The sequence below is a fragment of the Amycolatopsis circi genome (genome assembly GCF_003385235.1).
In the GTDB taxonomy this organism is placed as follows: Bacteria; Actinomycetota; Actinomycetes; order Mycobacteriales; family Pseudonocardiaceae; genus Amycolatopsis; species Amycolatopsis circi.
Window position 1 is genome coordinate 1 of the sequence record NZ_PQIA01000079.1, and the last position, 16,694, is coordinate 16,694.

13 protein-coding genes and 1 pseudogene are annotated in these 16,694 nt (G+C 68.8%); 11 read left to right on the forward strand and 3 right to left on the reverse strand.

Going from position 1 to position 16,694, the window contains the following annotated elements; translation table 11 throughout:
* The first annotated feature begins 99 nt into the window (after positions 1 to 99).
* The 11 genes and pseudogenes from D0D37_RS28630 (at position 100) to D0D37_RS48530 (ending at position 14,510) form a co-directional block, all read left to right on the forward strand.
* Positions 100 to 987: a serine hydrolase gene (locus D0D37_RS28630; protein ID WP_116203698.1), complete on the forward strand. Its 888-nt coding sequence runs from the start codon at positions 100 to 102 to the stop codon at positions 985 to 987.
* Positions 988 to 1,106: 119 nt separating this feature from the next.
* The gene (locus tag D0D37_RS28635) at positions 1,107 to 2,492 is read left to right on the forward strand and encodes a serine hydrolase (protein WP_116203699.1); all 1,386 of its coding nucleotides are present in this window, start codon (positions 1,107 to 1,109) and stop codon (positions 2,490 to 2,492) included.
* The gene (locus D0D37_RS28640) at positions 2,489 to 3,382 is read left to right on the forward strand and encodes a serine hydrolase (RefSeq protein WP_116203700.1); all 894 of its coding nucleotides are present in this window, start codon (positions 2,489 to 2,491) and stop codon (positions 3,380 to 3,382) included. Before D0D37_RS28635 ends, D0D37_RS28640 begins: the two co-directional genes overlap by 4 nt.
* A gap of 10 nt (positions 3,383 to 3,392) precedes the next feature.
* On the forward strand, positions 3,393 to 4,985 hold the full coding sequence (locus D0D37_RS28645; protein WP_116203701.1) for an ABC transporter substrate-binding protein: 1,593 nt from the start codon (positions 3,393 to 3,395) through the stop codon (positions 4,983 to 4,985).
* A complete protein-coding gene (locus tag D0D37_RS28650; protein WP_116203702.1) occupies positions 4,985 to 5,965 on the forward strand; it encodes an ABC transporter permease in 981 nt (326 codons plus the stop codon). The genes D0D37_RS28645 and D0D37_RS28650 overlap by 1 nt, the downstream gene beginning before the upstream one ends.
* A 1-nt stretch (position 5,966) precedes the next feature.
* Complete coding sequence (locus D0D37_RS28655; RefSeq protein WP_116203703.1) at positions 5,967 to 7,877, forward strand: dipeptide/oligopeptide/nickel ABC transporter permease/ATP-binding protein; 1,911 nt, start codon at positions 5,967 to 5,969, stop codon at positions 7,875 to 7,877.
* Between the two features lie 121 nt (positions 7,878 to 7,998).
* Positions 7,999 to 9,024, forward strand: coding sequence for an ABC transporter ATP-binding protein (locus D0D37_RS28660; protein WP_116203704.1), 1,026 nt, complete (start codon positions 7,999 to 8,001; stop codon positions 9,022 to 9,024).
* Positions 9,025 to 9,130: 106 nt separating this feature from the next.
* A complete protein-coding gene (locus D0D37_RS28665; RefSeq protein ID WP_116203705.1) occupies positions 9,131 to 12,439 on the forward strand; it encodes a serine hydrolase in 3,309 nt (1,102 codons plus the stop codon).
* A 60-nt stretch (positions 12,440 to 12,499) separates the two neighbouring features.
* Complete coding sequence (locus D0D37_RS28670; protein ID WP_341867999.1) at positions 12,500 to 13,180, forward strand: AraC family transcriptional regulator; 681 nt, start codon at positions 12,500 to 12,502, stop codon at positions 13,178 to 13,180.
* A gap of 188 nt (positions 13,181 to 13,368) precedes the next feature.
* Positions 13,369 to 14,097 (forward strand): annotated as a pseudogene (locus tag D0D37_RS48525) (FAD-dependent monooxygenase).
* On the forward strand, positions 14,022 to 14,510 hold the full coding sequence (locus D0D37_RS48530; protein WP_279630340.1) for an FAD-dependent monooxygenase: 489 nt from the start codon (positions 14,022 to 14,024) through the stop codon (positions 14,508 to 14,510). The pseudogene D0D37_RS48525 and the gene D0D37_RS48530 overlap by 76 nt, the downstream one beginning before the upstream one ends.
* Here the strand turns inward: D0D37_RS48530 and D0D37_RS28680 are convergent, their stop codons facing one another.
* From D0D37_RS28680 to D0D37_RS28690, 3 genes are all read right to left on the reverse strand, one after another.
* Entirely contained in the window at positions 14,511 to 14,711 is a 201-nt protein-coding gene (locus tag D0D37_RS28680) for a hypothetical protein (RefSeq protein WP_116203706.1), read from the reverse strand.
* 123 nt (positions 14,712 to 14,834) lie between these two features.
* A complete protein-coding gene (locus D0D37_RS28685) occupies positions 14,835 to 15,470 on the reverse strand; it encodes a response regulator (RefSeq protein ID WP_116203707.1) in 636 nt (211 codons plus the stop codon).
* Entirely contained in the window at positions 15,458 to 16,657 is a 1,200-nt protein-coding gene (locus D0D37_RS28690; RefSeq protein ID WP_116203708.1) for a sensor histidine kinase, read from the reverse strand. The genes D0D37_RS28685 and D0D37_RS28690 overlap by 13 nt, the downstream gene beginning before the upstream one ends.
* Positions 16,658 to 16,694: the final 37 nt, after the last annotated feature.

The following is a 16,694-nucleotide window of genomic DNA, read 5'->3' on the forward strand; positions in this document are numbered from 1 at the left end:
CTCCTCACCCAAGACAATGGGTGGCCCGGCAGGCCGGGCCCGTGCTTCGCTCGCGCGCCACAGCTTCCTGCCGAACCATCCACAGTAGACAGGAGGGCCATGGCCATCGCATCCGAAACGATCGCCCGCCGCGCCGAGGAGGTCGGCGTCGAGGTCCGGCTGCACGCCGCCGAGGTCGACGGCACGCGCAGTCTCGGCATCGGCGAGGACGTCCCAGTCGTCCCCGCGTCGGTGTTCAAGGTCCCGATCGCGCTGGAACTCGCTCGCCAGGCCGCTGAGGGGACGCTCGATCTCGGCACCCGCATCGCCGTCAAGCCCGGACACCCGACGCCGAGCCCGTACGGCCTCGCCACTTTCCGCCACGAAGTCCTGATGTCCTGGCACGATTTGGCGATTCTGATGATCGGAATCAGCGACAACGTCGCCACCGACCTGATTCTCGCCGAGGTCGGCAAAGACGCGGTGAATAGCACGTTGCGGCGCCTCGGATTCACGCAAACGGTCGTTCCGCAGGACTGCGGCGAACTGCTCGCCACCATCGGCGAAGATCTCGGAGTCTCTTACGAGGACGACGAACGCGCGCTCGCCGAACTGACCTACGAACAGGTCTCCGGGTTGCGCGCGCTGCAACCGGAGAAATCCTGCAGTACCACCGCCGCCGAAATGACCCGTTTGCTGGGATTGATCTGGCGCGACGAAGCGGCTGCCCCACAGGCGTGCGCGGACGTCCGGCACTGGATGGAACTGCAGGTCTGGCCGCACCGGCTGCGTTCCGGGTTCCCGGACGATCGCATCCGCACGAGCGGCAAAACCGGGACATTGCCCGCCGTGCGCAACGAGGTCGGCGTGGTCGAGTACCCGGACGGCGGCCGGTACTCGGTCGCCGTGTTCACCCGCGCCGAGGATTCCCGGTCACGGGTGCCCGAGCGCGACGCGTTCATCGGTTTCGCCGCCGCGACGGCAGTGGAGTCCCTGCGCACGGCCTGATTCGTCGGAGCGGAGGAACTTTCCCCCGGCTCTCCTCGGTCCGGACGAACAAGTGACGTCCGCCACGGACCTAGCATTTCCGAAACGCCGGTCCACCATCCCCCGGACAGAAGGTGCACATGTCGAAGATTTCCGAAATCGAGACCTGGCTTCAGGAGAATTTCGCCGCTCTGCTCGCCAAGCATCAGGTTCCCGGTGCCGCGATCGCGGTGCTCGCCGACGGCGAGGTGATCGACCACGCGGCGGGCGTCGTCAACAAGGGGACCGGCGTGGAGTCCACTGTGGACTCGGTGTTCCAGATCGGGTCGATCACGAAGGTGTGGACGACCACGCTCGCCATGCAGCTCGTCGACGAGGGCAAGCTGGACCTCGACCGGCCGGTGCGCGACTACCTGCCGGAGTTCGCGCTCGGCGACGAGGCGGCCGCGGCGGTGATCACCGTCCGGCAGCTGACCTGTCACACCGCCGGCTTCGAAGGCGACATCTTCACCGACACCGGACCCGGCGACGACTGTGTGGAGAAGCTCGTCGCGACGCTGTCCGACGTGTCGCAGCTCTTCCCGCCGGGCGAGCGGTTCTCCTACAACAACGCCGGTTACTGCGTGCTCGGCCGCGTCATCGAGGTGCTGCGCGGCAAGTGCTGGGACGACTGCGTGCGCGACCACCTCTTCGCGCCGCTCGGCCTGACTCACGCGGCGTCCGGCCCGTACGACGCGATCCGCTACCGCGCCGCCATCGGCCACGTCTCCCCGAAGCCGGGCGAGGACCCGGTGCCCGCGCCGATCTGGGCCCTCACCCGCTCGAACTCGCCGGCCGGTTCGACGCTCGCGATGCGCCCGCGCGACCTGCTGACGTTCGTCCGGATGCACCTGAACGACGGCAAGGCCGACGACGGCACCCAGGTAGTGCTGCCGGAGTCGCTGCTCGCGATGCGCGAACCGCAGGTGGACGTGCCTGACCTCGGCATGGCCGAGCACTGGGGCCTCGGCTGGATGCTCTTCGACTGGGCCGGCGGCAAGGTGATCGGCCACGACGGCGGCACCATCGGCCAGTCGGCCTTCCTGCGCGTGGTTCCGGAGAAGGGCGTGGCGGTCGCGCTGCTGACCAACGGCGGTCAGCCGATGAACGTGTACCAGGAGATCTTCGCGAAGCTGCTGGACGAACTCGCGGGCGTCACCGTTGCGGCGCGGCCCGAGCCGAATCCCGCCGCCGCTCCGGCCGACCTGTCCCGGTATGTGGGCGAGTACTCGTCGATGGTCGCCGACACCGTCGTCACCGAGGAGGACGGCAAGCTCTGGCTGGAACGCACCCCGAAGGGAATCTTCGCCGAGATCGGCGCGCCCTCGGGGAAGGAAGAACTGTTCCCGAGCCAGGGCGACACCTTCGTCGCGAAAACCGAGCAGATGCCCGGTGTCTACCTGGCACACGCGTTCGTCGGCGACGACGGCAACGGCCGCGCGCAGTTCCTCCACACTGGACGCGCGGACCGACGGGTCTCCCAGTGAGCGGGATCCGCGAACAGATCGAGGCCGTCTTCGCCGACGCTGGCGCGGAAGGGTTCCTGCACGCCCGGGAGATCGGCGTGCAAGGCCCCGAGGTGTCGGCGGGCGGAGACGACCCGGTCGTCCTCGCGTCGGTGTTCAAGATCCCGGTGGCACTCGCCTATGCCCGCGAGGTCGCCGCCGGACGGCTGGACGACACCGAACGGACGAAGGTGACCGCTCGGTACCGGATCGGTGGCATCGGCACCGCGGGCTGCGCCGATGACGTGGAGATGAGCTGGCGCGACCTCGCGCACTTCATGCTCACGATGAGCGACAACGCCGCCACCGACGTGCTTTACCACCGGCTCGGCCAGGAAACGGTGGACCGCGTGCTGGCCGACCTCGGGCTCGCCCGCACCCGGCTGATCGGCTGCTGCGAGGACCTGTTCGCGTCCGTCGTCTCGGATCTCGGCGGCACTCCGGATTCCGACCTCGAAGCTCTGCTCGGCGGGGCCACACCGGAGCAGTTGGACAAGCTGTCGGTCCGGGATCCGGAGCGCACCACGTCGTCCACGCCGCGCGAGATCACGACGCTGCTCGACGCGATCTGGACCGACCGGGCAGGCGAACCCGAAGCGTGCGAACGGGTTCGCACGATCATGGCGCAGCAGATCTGGCCGCACCGGCTGTCGTCGGGCTTCCCGTCCGGCGTGGCGATCGCGGCGAAAACCGGGACGCTGCCCGGAATCCGCAACGAAGCAGGCGCGGTGACCCTGGGGGACGGCCGCCGGTTCGCGGTCGCGGTGTTCACTCGCGCGCATTCTCTCGAAGACCGCCTTCCCGCGGTCGACGCGTCCATCGGCGCCGCCGCCCGGCTGGCGCTCGACCACCTCCAGAGCGCGACCCCGTAGGAGAAATCCCATGAAAACTGCCCGGCTCACCGCCGCGATGGCGGGCGTGGTGGCCTTGACCGTGAGCGCGTGCGGGGGATCAGCGCAATCCGGGACGGACCGGACCGCGAACCAGAAACTGGTCGACGGCAAGACTTTCACCTATGCCATCCCGACCGATCCGGGAACGCTCGACCCGGCGATCACCGTGCTGTCGGTCGCCCGCAATATCGACCAATTCCTCTACGACGCGCTGATCAATCTCGATTCGAAGGGGCAGCCGGAGGCGGCGCTCGCGGAGAAGTGGGAAGCGAACACGACCACCGCGTCCTTCACCCTGCGCAAGGGCGTCACCTGTTCCGACGGGAGCCCGCTGACCGCGGCCGACGTCGCGGCGAACATCAACTTCGTCGGAGACCCGGCGAACAAGTCCCCGCTCGCCGGCGTCACGGTGAAGAGCGGCACGAAAGCGGTCGCCGGCGACGGCACGGTCACGATCACCAGTGGGGCGCCGGACGCGTTCCTGCTCCGCAACATCGCCGGCCTGCCGATCGTCTGCGCCAAGGGGCTGGCCGACCGGAAGACGCTCGCCAAGGGCGGGAACGGCACCGGCATGTTCGCGATGTCCGAGATCGTCCCGAACGACCATTACACGCTGACCCGGCGCAAGGACTACACCTGGGGTCCCGGCCAGTTCGACCCGAAGCAGCAGGGGGTGCCGGACAAGGTCAACATCCGGATCGTCCCGAACATGACGACCATGTCCAATCTGCTGCTGTCCGGCGAGGTCAACGCCGCCTCGGTGATCGGGCAGGACCAGCAGCGGCTGAAGGCGCAGCGGCTGTACCACGCCGACCTCGTGGCCCCGTTCGGCGAGTTGTTCTTCAACCAGGCGCCCGGCCGGTTCGGCGCCGACCAGGCGATGCGCCGCGCGCTGACCCAAGCGATCGACCTTCCGCAGGTCGCGAAGGTGCTGACCCGCGACGGCAGCGCGCCGGTCAAGGGCATGGTCACCGTCGAACCCCGGCCGTGCGACGGCGATTCGGTCACCGGGAAGATCCCCGGCTTCGACGTCGCCGCGGCCAAGGCGGCGCTCGATCAGGCGGGCTGGAAACCGGGGCCGGACGGTATTCGCGTGAAGGACGGGAAGCGGCTCGCGCTGACCGCGATCTACGGCACGCAGGCTGGTCCGACGATGCCGCCGGGCGCGGAGCTGATGCAGCAGGGATGGAAGAGCATCGGCGTCGACGTGACGCTCAAGGGCGTCGACAGCCCGGGTCTCAGCCAGGCGCTGTTCGCCACCGGCGAGTGGGACATCTCGATGGCGCCGCTCGGCCTTACCCTGCCCAGCCAGCTGGTGCCGTTCATGTCCGGCGGGGAACCGCCGCAGGGCACGAACTTCGCGCACATCAAGAACCCGCAGTACGACGCGCTGGTCGCCAAGGCGGCCGCGCAGGCCGGGCAAGCAGGCTGCGCGGACTGGATGGCCGCGGAATCGGCGCTGTTCGAGAAGCAGGACGTCGTGCAGTTCGCGAACTCGGTGGTCCCGACCTTCGGCAGCAACGCGAAGTTCGAGATCGTCAACGGTTACCTCAAGCCGACCACCATCCGGATGTACGCCTGATGACCGGCGCGATCGCCGTCGCGGGCCCGAAGGTCAGCCCCTGGCTGGCCTTCGGCGCCCGCCGTCTCGGGCGGTTCGTGGTGTCGCTGTGGGTGCTCGTGACCATGGCGTTCCTGATGATCCAGCTGATCCCGGGCGACCCGGTGCGGGCGGCACTCGGCTTGACCGCGCCGATCGAGCTGATCAACGCCCGCCGCGCCGCGCTCGGGCTGGACCATCCGCTGTGGCAGCAGTACCTCGACTACTTCGGCGGACTGTTTCGCGGCGACTTCGGCACGTCGATGCTGACCGGACAGCCGGTCGGCGACGTCATCTCGGACCGCCTTCCCGCGACGCTGCAGCTGGCGTTGCCCGCGTTCGTGGTGGTCATCGGGCTGGCGATCCCGCTCGGCCTGACCTTCGCCGTGCTGACCCGCGGCGGACGGCATCGCGGTGCCGAACTGGGTTTCACCTCGACCACCGTGCTGTTCGCCGCGATTCCCGAGTTCCTGGTCGCGGTGGCGCTGGTGGCGTTCTTCGCGGTGCAGCTCGGCTGGTTCCCGGTGGCCGGCCGCGAGGGCGCGGGTTCGCTCGTGCTGCCGATCATCGCGCTGGCACTCGGCCCCGCCTCGACGCTTTCCCGGATCGTCCGAGTGGAGACGCTTTCCGTGCTGGGCAACGATTTCGTCCGCACCGCGCGAGCGAAACGGCTGCCCGCGCGGATCGTCTACTTGCGACACGCGCTGCCGAACGCGCTGACCGCGACGCTGACGCTCGGCGGGCTGATGCTCACCAGCCTCGTCGCGGGCACCGTCTTGGTGGAGAACGTGTTCGCCTGGCCGGGCTTGGGTTCGACGATCTCCCAATCCATTCTGCAGAAGGACTACCCGCTGGTGCAGGGGATCGTGCTCGTGTACGGCATCGGCGTGCTGCTGGTGAACCTCATCGTGGACCTGCTGCTGGCCGTCCTCGATCCGCGTTCGACGATCCGGGAGAACTGAGATGGCGAAACGGCGCGGACAACAGTGGCTGGCCGCCGTGCGCACCCCGCTCGGCGCGTTCGCCGCCGTCCTGCTCGTGCTGGTGATCGCGGTCGCGGTGCTGGGCCCGATCCTGTGGCAGGACGCGGCTTCGGCGATCGACACGAACGCGATCGGCCAAGGCCCGTCGGGCGACCATTGGGTCGGCACCGACGAACTGGGCCGCGACATTTTCTACCGCGTGCTCGTGGCGACCCGGCTTTCGGTGGTGCTGGCGCTGATCGCCGCCGCGCTCGGCGTCGCGAGCGGTCTCGTGCTCGGCATGCTGCCCGCGGTGCTGCCGCGTCCCCTCGGCAGGCTGCTGACGGCGGCGATCAACATCGCGGTCGCGTTCCCCGGGCTGCTGCTGGTGCTGTTCTTCGCGGTGATTTTCGGCGTGGGCACTCAGGGTGCGGTGATGGCGATCGGGTTCGCGCTGGCTCCGCAGTTCGCCCGGCTGACGCAAACCCTGTCGGCCTCGGTGGCCGGACGGGACTTCGTGTCCGCCGCCCGGGTCGCTGGGGTGGGCCGGATCCGGTTGCTGTTCCGGCACATTCTGCCGAACATCGGCGAACCGCTGGCGGTCAACGCCACCATCGGTGCCGGTGGCTCGCTGCTGGCGTTCTCCGGGCTGTCGTTCCTCGGGATCGGTGTGCAGGCCCCGGATTACGACTGGGGGCGGCTGCTCAACGAAGGCCTCAACGGCATTTACGTCAACCCGGCGGCGGCGCTCGCGCCCGGTGTCGCGGTGGTCCTCGCGGGGCTCGCGTTCAACCTCTTCGGCGAGACCGTCGCCGGAGTGATCGGCGTGCGGACCCGGTTGCCGCGGCTTGCTCCCCGCGTGCTGCGGAAGTCCAAAGTGGACCCTGTCGCCGCGGACGATGCCGTGCTGGTGGTCGAAAATCTGGAAGTCGCGTTCCCGAGGCCGACTGGCTGGACGCTGCCGGTGCGCGGCGTGAGCTTCACGGTGCGAGCGGGTGAGGCGATCGGAGTAGTGGGCGAATCCGGTTCGGGCAAGAGCTTGACCGGACTCGCGGTGTCGCGGCTGATCGAATCGCCCGGATCGGTGACCGCGGACCGGCTGGACTTCGCCGGAACCCCGGTGCTCACCACGCCGGAACGCGAGTTGCGGACGCTGCTCGGGACGTCGCTGGCGATGGTGTTCCAGGACCCGATGACGTCGTTCAACCCGACCCGGCGGATCGGCCGCCAGCTCGCCGAGGTTTCCGAACAGCACCAAGGACTTTCGCGAGCCAAGGCGTTCGAGCGGGCCGTCGACCGGCTGCGCGCGGTACGGATTCCGGCGGCGGAACGGCGGGCGAAGCAGTACCCGCACGAGTTTTCCGGCGGCATGCGGCAGCGCGCGATGATCGGCATGGGCCTGATGGGCGACCCGCGGCTGATCATCGCCGACGAACCGACGACCGCGCTGGACGTGACCGTGCAACGGCAATTGCTGCGGTTGCTGGCCCAGACCCGCGCCGAACGGGACACCGCGATCATCCTGATCAGTCACGACATCGCGGTCGTTTCCCAGACATGCGAACGGATTCTGGTGATGTACGCCGGACGGATCGTGGAGGATCTGCCCGCCGCCGGTCCGGACCTCACGCCGCGGCACCCGTACACGCGGGCACTGCTGGCCACGACGATCGACCTGGAGACGGACCCGGACGCGCCGCTCGCGGTGATCCCCGGCCGTCCGCCGGAACCGGACCAGATGCCGGCCGGCTGCGCGTTCGCGAGCCGCTGCCCGCTGGCGACCGACCAATGCCGCGAGGAAGACCCGGAATTGGCCGTGATCGCGCCGGAACATCGGGTGGCGTGCTGGCATCCGGATGCGGCACTGTCGGAAGCAGTGGGCGCGGTTGTCGTGGCAGGAGGAGCGGAATGAGCGTCCTGCTGCGCCCTCGCTGGCCAAAGTCCGTGAAGGGAACCCTGACGGACTCTGAGTCCCTCAGGGTTCCCCTCACGGACGGCGGAGCGGGGCAAAGGTCAGGAGAGGGAGGGGCGGAATGAGCGAACTGATCTTCGACTCGGTCAGCGTCCGGTACGGCGGACGGCGCGGGCTCACCGCGGTGGACGGCGTTTCGCTGACCGTCCCGGCGGGCAAGGTCGTCGGCCTGGTCGGCGAATCGGGCTCGGGCAAGTCGACGCTCGCCCGGGCGGCCGTCGGATTGTCGCCGGTGAGCGCGGGACGGGTGCTGCTCGGCGGCGTGGACGTGCGGAAACTGCCGCGCCGACGCCCGCTGCAGATGGTGTTCCAGGATCCGTACTCGTCGCTCAACCCGAGGATGACCATCGGCGAGTCGATCGCCGAAGCCATGCCGCGCGGGCCAAGGTCCGTGAAGGGCTCCTTGCGGGAATCAGATTCCCTCAAGGAGTCCTTCACGGACCGCAAGGCGAAGCGAGCCGAGGTCGCCCGGCTGCTGGAGCTGGTGAACCTCGATCCGGAGCGCGCCACGCACCTCCCGGGCCAGCTTTCCGGCGGCCAGCGGCAACGGGTCGCGCTCGCCAGGGCACTCGCGGGTCAGCCGCAAGCGTTGATCGCGGACGAGATCACCTCCGCGCTCGACGTTTCGGTGCAGGGCGCGGTGCTCAACCTCGTGCGTGAAGTGCAGCGGCAACTCGACCTGTCGATGCTGTTCATCTCGCACAACCTCGCCGTGATCCGGTATCTCAGCGATTTCGTCGCGGTGATGTACCTCGGCCGGATCGTCGAAGCGGGACCGGCCGAGCAGGTGCTCACCGATCCGCAGCATCCCTACACCCGCGACCTGCTCGACGCCGCCCCGTCGGCGCACAAGTCGCTGTTCGACCTCGAACCCGGCGCGACCGCGGACGCGGAACCGCCGGATCCGCACCATCCGCCCGCCGGATGCCGGTACCACCCGCGCTGCCCGGTCGGCCCGCTCGTGCGGAGCGACCGCGAGATCTGCCTCCGGGCCGATCCGGCCGAGGACTCCGCGCCCCGGCGGCACGCCGCGGCCTGTCACTTCCTGATCCGGCCAAAAGAAGGCCGACCCCCGCTCGGCACGTAACCGTTGCTCCGAAGCCATTAGGCCGTGGCTGTGGTCGGGTCAGGAACGATCAGCACAGTAGTGAATCCGAGGGCCACGAGCCCGCGATCTCTCAAGGAGCCAGCGTATGACCCGCCGTCTCGGCATCGATGACCTGTACGACCTCGCCGCGCCCAGCCAGCCCGCGCTTTCGCCGGACGGCAGCCGGATCGTCTACGTGCTGCGGACCGCGGACCGGGAAGAGGACCGGAACGTCGACGCGCTCTGGACGGTCGGCACCACTTCTGGCGAGGCCCGCCAGCTCACTCGCGGAAACGGCGACGCGGCACCGAAATGGGCTCCGGACGGCTCCCGGCTCGCGTTCCTGCGCGCCCAGGACGGTCCGCCGCAGGTCTGGGCCCTCCCGGCGGACGGCGGCGAGGCCGAGCAGCTCACCAAGCTGCCGCTCGGCGCGGGCGCGCCGGTGTGGAGCCCGGACGGCAGCAAGATCGCGTTCTCCGCGGCGATCGATCTCGCCGCGGTTGTCGAAGCGCCACCGGCGAACACGCCGATCGTCGCCGAGCGGCTGGACTACAAGTCCGACGGCCCCGGCCTGCTGAAGACCCTCCGCAGCCACGTGCACGTCCTCGACGTCGCCACCGGCGAAGTCCAGCAGCGCACCTTCGGCGACTGGCACGCGGGCCAGCCCGCCTGGTCGCCCGACGGAAAGCACGTGGCGTTCACCGCGTCCTTGGACGACGACGCCGACCTCACCTTCCGGTCCTCCGCCTACGTCCTAGACGTCACCGAGCGGAATGCCGAACCGCGGCTGGTCGGCACCGACCAGGGCATGGCGGGCACGGTCGGCTGGACCACCGACGGCAAGGCGCTGCTGGTGGTCGGCCGCACCGACACCGCCACCGGAAACCTCGGCCTGCTGCGCGTTCCGCTGGACGGCGGCGAAACGGTCAACCTGGCCGAAAGCCTCGACCGCAACGTGATGTCCGGCGGCCCCGGCTACCCGGGTGCGTTGCCGCAGTTGAACGAGGCTGGCGACGTCGTGTTGTTCGCGATCCGCGACCGCGGCTGCACCCATCTGTACGAAGTGGACCTAGCCGGTGGTGAACCGCGTCCGGTGCTGGTCGGCGACGGCAACGTGGTGTCCGGAGTGGACTTGGCTGGCGGCCAGGCTGCGATTGTGTTGGCCACCGCCGATTCCTTCGGCGAGGTCGCCGTTCTCGACCGCGCCACGGGTTCGGTCGACGTGCGGACCAAGCACGGCGACGCAGTGTCCGAAGTGGAATTGTTCGGCCGCGAGCCGCGTGAATTCACCATCAGCGACGGCACTGTCGTCCAGGGCTGGCTTATCCGCGACACCGAACACACCGGCCCGCAGCCGCTGCTGATCGACATCCACGGTGGCCCGCACAACTCCTGGAACGGCGCGGCGGACTCAATTCACCTGTACCACCAGACCCTTGCCTCGCGCGGTTGGGCCGTGCTGCTGATCAACCCGCGAGCCAGCGACGGTTACGGCGAAGCGTTCTACACCGCGGCGATCGGTGCGTGGGGCAGCGCGGACGCGCCGGACTTCCTGGAACCGATCGACCAGCTCGTCGCCGAAGGTCTCGCCGACCCGGACCGGCTCGCCGTCACCGGCTATAGCTACGGCGGCTACATGACCTGCTACCTGACCAGCCGCGACGATCGCTTCGCCGCTGCGGTCGCCGGTGGTGTCGTCAGCGATTTGACCAGCCTGGCCGGTACGTCCGACGGCGGCCACTACATGGCAGTCAACGAATTCGCCGGGCTTTCGTCGGGCAAGTACGAGAAATCCTCCCCGCACGCGCAGGTCGAGCAGGTCCGCACGCCGACGCTGATCCTGCACGGCGGCGAAGACGTCCGATGCCCCGTCGGTCAGGCCGAGCAGTGGTTCACCGCGCTGCGCGAGCGCGACGTGCCGTCCCGGCTGGTGCTGTACCCGGGCGGCGCGCATCTGTTCATTTTGGACGGTCCGCCTTCGCACCGCGCCGACTACAACCGGCGCGTGGTCGACTGGGTCGAGCAGTACGCCGGTTCGCGGGTGCCGATCGACGCCGCACACTGGAGCCGCCGCCTGGCGGAACTAGCGCGCAAGCACGACGTTCCGGGTGCTTCGCTGGGAATTCTGCGCGTCGACACCGGCGAGGAGGTGTTCGCGACTCACGGCGTCCTGAACAAGACGACCAAGGTCGAGGTCACCGAGGATTCGCTGTTCCAGATCGGCTCCATCTCCAAGGTGTGGACGTCGACGGTCGTCATGCAGCTCGTCGACGAGGGCCTGCTCGACCTCGACGCGCCGATCCTCGACGTGCTGCCCGAACTGCGGCTGTCCGATCCCGAGGTGACCAAGAGCGTCACCATGCGGCACCTGCTGACCCACACGAGCGGCATCGACGGTGACATCTTCACCGACACCGGCCGCGGCGACGACTGCGTCGAGAAGTACGTCGACCTGCTTGAGGACGCCGCGCAGAACCACCCGCTCGGGGTGACTTTCTCGTATTGCAACTCGGGTTTCATCCTGATGGGCCGGGTGATCGAGAAGCTCACCGGGAAGACCTGGGACGCCGCGATGCGGGACAAGCTGTACACCCCGCTCGGCCTCACGCACACGGTCACGCTGCCGGAGGAGGCGCTGCTGTTCCGCGCCGCCGTCGGGCACGATGCGCCGGAGGGCGAAGACCTGGCTCGAGTCCCGGCCTGGCAGCTGCCCCGCTCGGCCGGACCAGCCGGTCTGATCACCGCGCGCACCGCGGATGTCCTCGCCTTCGCCCGCCTGCACCTCACCGGCGGCCTGACCGAGGACGGCACGCGGATCCTGTCGGCGGAATCGGCCGCCGCGATGGCGGACAAGCAGGCCGACGTCCCGGACAAGCACACCCTCGGCGATTCGTGGGGCCTCGGCTGGATCCGCGACGACTGGAACGGCCGTCGCGTCATCGGCCACGACGGCAACACGATTGGCCAGTCGGCGTTCCTGCGCCTGCTGCCGGGCGCGGGACTCGCGGTCACGCTGCTGACGAACGGCGGCCACGCGCGGGACCTGTACACCGAGCTGTACCGGGAGATCTTCGCCGAACTCGCCGACGTCGCCATGCCGCGTCCGCTCGAACCCCCGGCCACGCCGGTCACCGTGGACGCGAGCCGGCACCTCGGCGTGTACGAGCGGGCTGGTGCGCACGTGGAGGTGGTGGAGCGCGAGGGTGGTTTGCGCGTCGTGTACACCACCACCGGTCCGCTGGCGGAGCTGACGCCGGACAAGGTCCAGGAGTTCGACCTGAAAGCGGTCTCGGACACGCTGTTCCTGCTCCGGATGCCGGGCGGGCAGTTCTGGACGCCGGTGCTGTTCTACACGCTGCCGACTGGCGAGCCTTACCTGCACTTCGGTGCACGGGCGACGCCCAAGGTGTCCTGAGACTGGAGGGGCTGGGTTCGCTCAGCCCCTCCAGTTCGTCACTCCGAGTAAGCTTGCGCCGTGCCGGAAATCCGCCCGAGACCCGCGGTGGTCTCCCAAATCGTGGAGAAGCGCGGCCACCTCGCGCACGGGGACGGCATCGCGCCGCACCGGCATGTCCAAGGGCAGCTGCTGTATCCGTCGGCGGGCGTTCTCGCCACCACGACCGAGCGCGGCACCTGGGTCGCTCCGGCGAACCGGGTCGCGTGGACTCCGCCGGGCTTCGAGCACTATCACCGTGCGTACGGGCAGACCGAGGTCCGGGTGCTGGAGTTCTCCGGGGAACTGTCCGCCTCGCTGCCAGCCCAGCCAACGGTGTTCGAAGTGTCGCCGTTGCTGCGGGAGGCACTGCTCGTCCTCACCAGCGGCCGGACACTTCGCCCAGAGGCACGGGAGCGGCTTCGCGGCGTGGTCGTGGACGAGTTGGTCGTCGGCCCTGACGAGGCGATGTACCTCCCGGCCGCGTCCGACGACCGCCTTCGCGCGGTCACCGATCTCCTGCACGCTGATCCCGCGGCGTCGCTGACGCTGGCCGAATTCGGCCGGACCGTCGGGGCGGGCGAGCGGACCTTGAGCCGGTTGTTCCAGACCGAGCTGGGGATGAGCTTCCACCGATGGCGCAGCCTGTTGCGGGTGCAGCACGCGCTCATCCGCTTGGCCGAGGGCGACGCCGTCATCGACACCGCGGCCCGGCTGGGGTAGGCCAATCCGACGAGCTTCATCGAGGCGTTCACCGCCGTGGTCGGCCAGACGCCCGGCCGCTATCAGCAGGAGCTGCGCCGCGGCGATCGGTGAGGTTGGCGGGTTTCCGGAAGACCTAGTCGGGCTGCTGGTACCGCTGCCAGCCCGGTTCCGGCGAACCTGGAGACATGACCGCAACACTGTCCGAAATGGACGAGAACACCACCGTCGTGATCGTGGGCGCCGGAGTCGCCGGGCTCACCTTGGGAATTTTCCTGCTGCACAGCGGGATCGACTGCGTCATCGTGGAGAAGCGCAGCCGGTAATACGTCGAACAGCGCCAGCGAGCCGGGGTCATCGACACTCGGGCGGCCAGGATGTTCCGCGCGCACGGCCTCGAAGACCGGGTTGTCGGCGGCGTCCCGACCCAGCCGGTGCTGAACTTCCGCATCGACGGCGAAACGCGCCCGCTCGCCCTGGACGCGAGCGATCAAGGCGACGGCCGGTTTTGCCCGCAGCAAGTGCTGGTCCGGAATTTGATCGAGGTTTTCCTCGCGGACGGCGGAGATCTCCGCTTCTCGACTGAGATTTCGATCGAGAACCTCGATCGTCCGCTGGTCCGTTGCGCGGACAACCGAACGATCGCCTGCGAGTTCATCGCCGGATGCGACGGAGACCGCGGCGCCAGCCGAGCCGCGATCCCCGATCTCACGCGCTACACCCACGAATACGGCTACGCGTGGCTGACGGTGCTCGCGGAAGTGCCCGGCAAGCACCAGTCCATGATGGCCTCCACCACCGCGGCTTCGCCGGTCAATTCGCCCGCGGTCCGCAAGCGAGCCGGTTCTATCTGCAATGCCCGTTGGACAGTTCTCTGGAGGAATGGACCGACGAACGCATCTGGGCTGAAATCGAGGCACGTTTCGAGGAACCCATGACCCGAGGCCCGATCGCCAGTACGCAGCTGGTGCCGCTGCGAAGCGTGGTGCACAGCACGATGAGCCACGGTCGCCTTTACCTCCTTGGCGACGCTGCGCACATCGTCCCGCCCATGAGTGCTAAGGGAATGAATCTGGCTCTGCCTGATGCGGAGCTGTTCGCGGACGCCGTTGTCCGCTACCGGAAAGAGCGGGATTCAAGCTTGCTCGACAGCTACTCGGCGACTGCGCTGCGGCACGTCTGGAAGTACCAGGCGTTCGCGAGCTGGTGGACCGAATTAGTGCACAACGCCGGTGACGCTTCCTATCAAGGCGAATTCCGGCGACAGACCGCTCGGGCGGAGTTGGCAGGGTTGTTCGAGCCCGGCCCGGCGAACCGCCTCTTGAGTGAGTTCATCGCCGGGCTCGCCTGATCAATCCTTGCGGCGCGCCAGGAACCGCACCAGCAAAAACACCAGGCACACCGCCGCTATCCCGCCGCCGATGTACCGGTAAGTGTCCTCCAGCCCGGCGAACTGGCCGATCGAATTGGCGGCGGCACCGGCGAGAAAAACCAGCCACAGCAAGGCAGTAACAACAGGGCCGCCGGCGGTGCGGCTACGGGAAGTCTCCATGCCGAGAACACTATGGAGCGGACACCGCGGCAACCATGCCGTGCACGCCCAACTTCACGGTGGTGCCTGCGCTACCAAGAGGGGCTCGTGAGCGGCAATCCCGGTTAGAACCGGGATCAGCACTCACGAGCGCAGGTAAGCCAGCACCGCCAGCACCCGCCGGTGTCCGTTGTCCTCCGGCAAGCCCAGTTTCGCGAAGATGTTGCGGATGTGCTTGAGCACCGTCCCGTCGCTGACCACCAGTAGTTCCGCGATCGTGGCGTTGTTGTACCCCTCCGCCATCAGCCCGAGCACCTCGCGTTCGCGCGCGGTGAGGGCGTCGATCGGGTCGCGGCGGTGGGCCAGCAGCTGGGTCACCACCTCGGGGTCCATCGCCGTGCCGCCTTCGACGACGCGGTGCAGCGAGTCGAGGAACTTGGCGACCTTGCCGACGCGTTCCTTGAGCAGGTAGCCGACCGCGCCCTTGCCGTCCGCGAGCAGCTCGGCTGCGTAGCCGGTCTCCACGTGCGCGGACAGCACCAGCACCGGCAGTCCGGGGTGCAGCTGCCGCGCTTGCACGGCCGCGCGCAGGCCCTCGTCGGTGTGCGTCGGGGGCAGGCGGACGTCGGTGATCACCGCGTCCGGACGGTCTTCGCGGACGAACGCGAGGAACTCGTCGGTGTTGTCGAAAGCCGCGGCGACCTCGATGCCCGAGGTGTCGAGCAGCAGCACCAAACCTTCTCGCAGCAGGGCGTCGTCCTCGACGATCACGACCCGCATGGCAACTCCACTTCCAGAACAGTCGGTCCACCGGGCGGGCTCGTGAGCGTGACCGTCCCGTCGAAGGCCTCGGCGCGTTTCCGGATCCCGGCCAGCCCGCTGCCCTGGGATTCGTCCGCGCCGCCGCGGCCGTCGTCGCGGATTTCGATCCGCAAGGTGTCGATGGTGCCGTCGAGCGTAATCGACGCCTGTTCCGCGCCGGAATGCTTGGTCACATTCGCCAGCGTCTCGGCGACAATGAAGTACACCGCCGCCTCGACCGCGGCCGGTCGGCGTGCGGTGCTGCGAACGTCCACAGTGCACGGAACCGCGCACCGGTCGGCGAGAGCGGTGATCGCGCCGTCGAGGCCGCGGTCGGTCAGCAACGGCGGGTGAATGCTCCGCACGACGGTGCGCAATTCGGCGAGTGCTTCGGTCGCCGCGTCCTGCGCCTTGCCGAGCAATTCCCTTGCCTTGGCCGGATTTCCCTCGAAAAGCTGGTCGGCGATCCCGAGTTGCAGCACGACCGCGGAGAGCCGCGCCTGCGTCCCGTCGTGCAGATCACGTTCGAGACGGCGGAGTTCCGCACCGTGCGCCTCGAGCGCGGCGGCGCGGGTCGCGGTCAGCTCGACCACCCGGTCGGTCAGCGAGGCACCGGGGCGCGGGCCGAGAAGCGCCCGCGCCGCGAGGGCTTGCCACCGCGCCAGCGGCGAGGCCCAGAAGGTGAGCGCGATCATGACGATCCCGCTGAACACACAGAGCGCGGCCGTCGGCCACGAGTTCACCATGAACTCCAGCGAACTCTGGATTCCGCCGGGCACCAGCCACCAGAACACGCCGGTGAGGATCTGGCGCACCCCGCCGAGCGGCAGGCTGAACGCGAGCACCCCGACGACGAAGCCGACCACGGCATGCAACGCCAGCCACGCCAGATCCCGCAGGCTTGCCGGGTCTCGAATCGGGGAAACGTTGGCGTACGGCTCGGCGATCGGCTCGCCTAACCGGCGGCCGGCGCGGCGGCGTTCGAACCGCAGCGGGTATCGAATCAGTTTCAACGCGACCGGCAGCGCCGGGATCCCGACGCCGATCAAGCACGTCACGAGCACGATGGCCATCGCGAAGAAGAGCAGCATGGCGAGGAACGAGGTCGCGGCCCCCACCAGCAGATAGCGGAGTCCGGACCACCACGAGCGCAGCCGGTTTTTCACTCGCACAGTGTCCCATTAGGACGTCCCCACCGGGGGT

Bases quoted from the DNA above. Each gene is read 5' to 3' on its own strand.
- D0D37_RS28630 (WP_116203698.1), top strand. From the start codon at position 100: ATGGCCATCGCATCCGAAACGATCGCCCGCCGCGCCGAGGAGGTCGGC.
- D0D37_RS28635 (WP_116203699.1), top strand. From the start codon at position 1,107: ATGTCGAAGATTTCCGAAATCGAGACCTGGCTTCAGGAGAATTTCGCC.
- D0D37_RS28645 (WP_116203701.1), top strand. From the start codon at position 3,393: ATGAAAACTGCCCGGCTCACCGCCGCGATGGCGGGCGTGGTGGCCTTG.
- D0D37_RS28650 (WP_116203702.1), top strand. From the start codon at position 4,985: ATGACCGGCGCGATCGCCGTCGCGGGCCCGAAGGTCAGCCCCTGGCTG.
- D0D37_RS28655 (WP_116203703.1), top strand. From the start codon at position 5,967: ATGGCGAAACGGCGCGGACAACAGTGGCTGGCCGCCGTGCGCACCCCG.
- D0D37_RS28660 (WP_116203704.1), top strand. From the start codon at position 7,999: ATGAGCGAACTGATCTTCGACTCGGTCAGCGTCCGGTACGGCGGACGG.
- D0D37_RS28665 (WP_116203705.1), top strand. From the start codon at position 9,131: ATGACCCGCCGTCTCGGCATCGATGACCTGTACGACCTCGCCGCGCCC.
- D0D37_RS28680 (WP_116203706.1), bottom strand. From the start codon at position 14,711: ATGGAGACTTCCCGTAGCCGCACCGCCGGCGGCCCTGTTGTTACTGCC.
- D0D37_RS28685 (WP_116203707.1), bottom strand. From the start codon at position 15,470: ATGCGGGTCGTGATCGTCGAGGACGACGCCCTGCTGCGAGAAGGTTTG.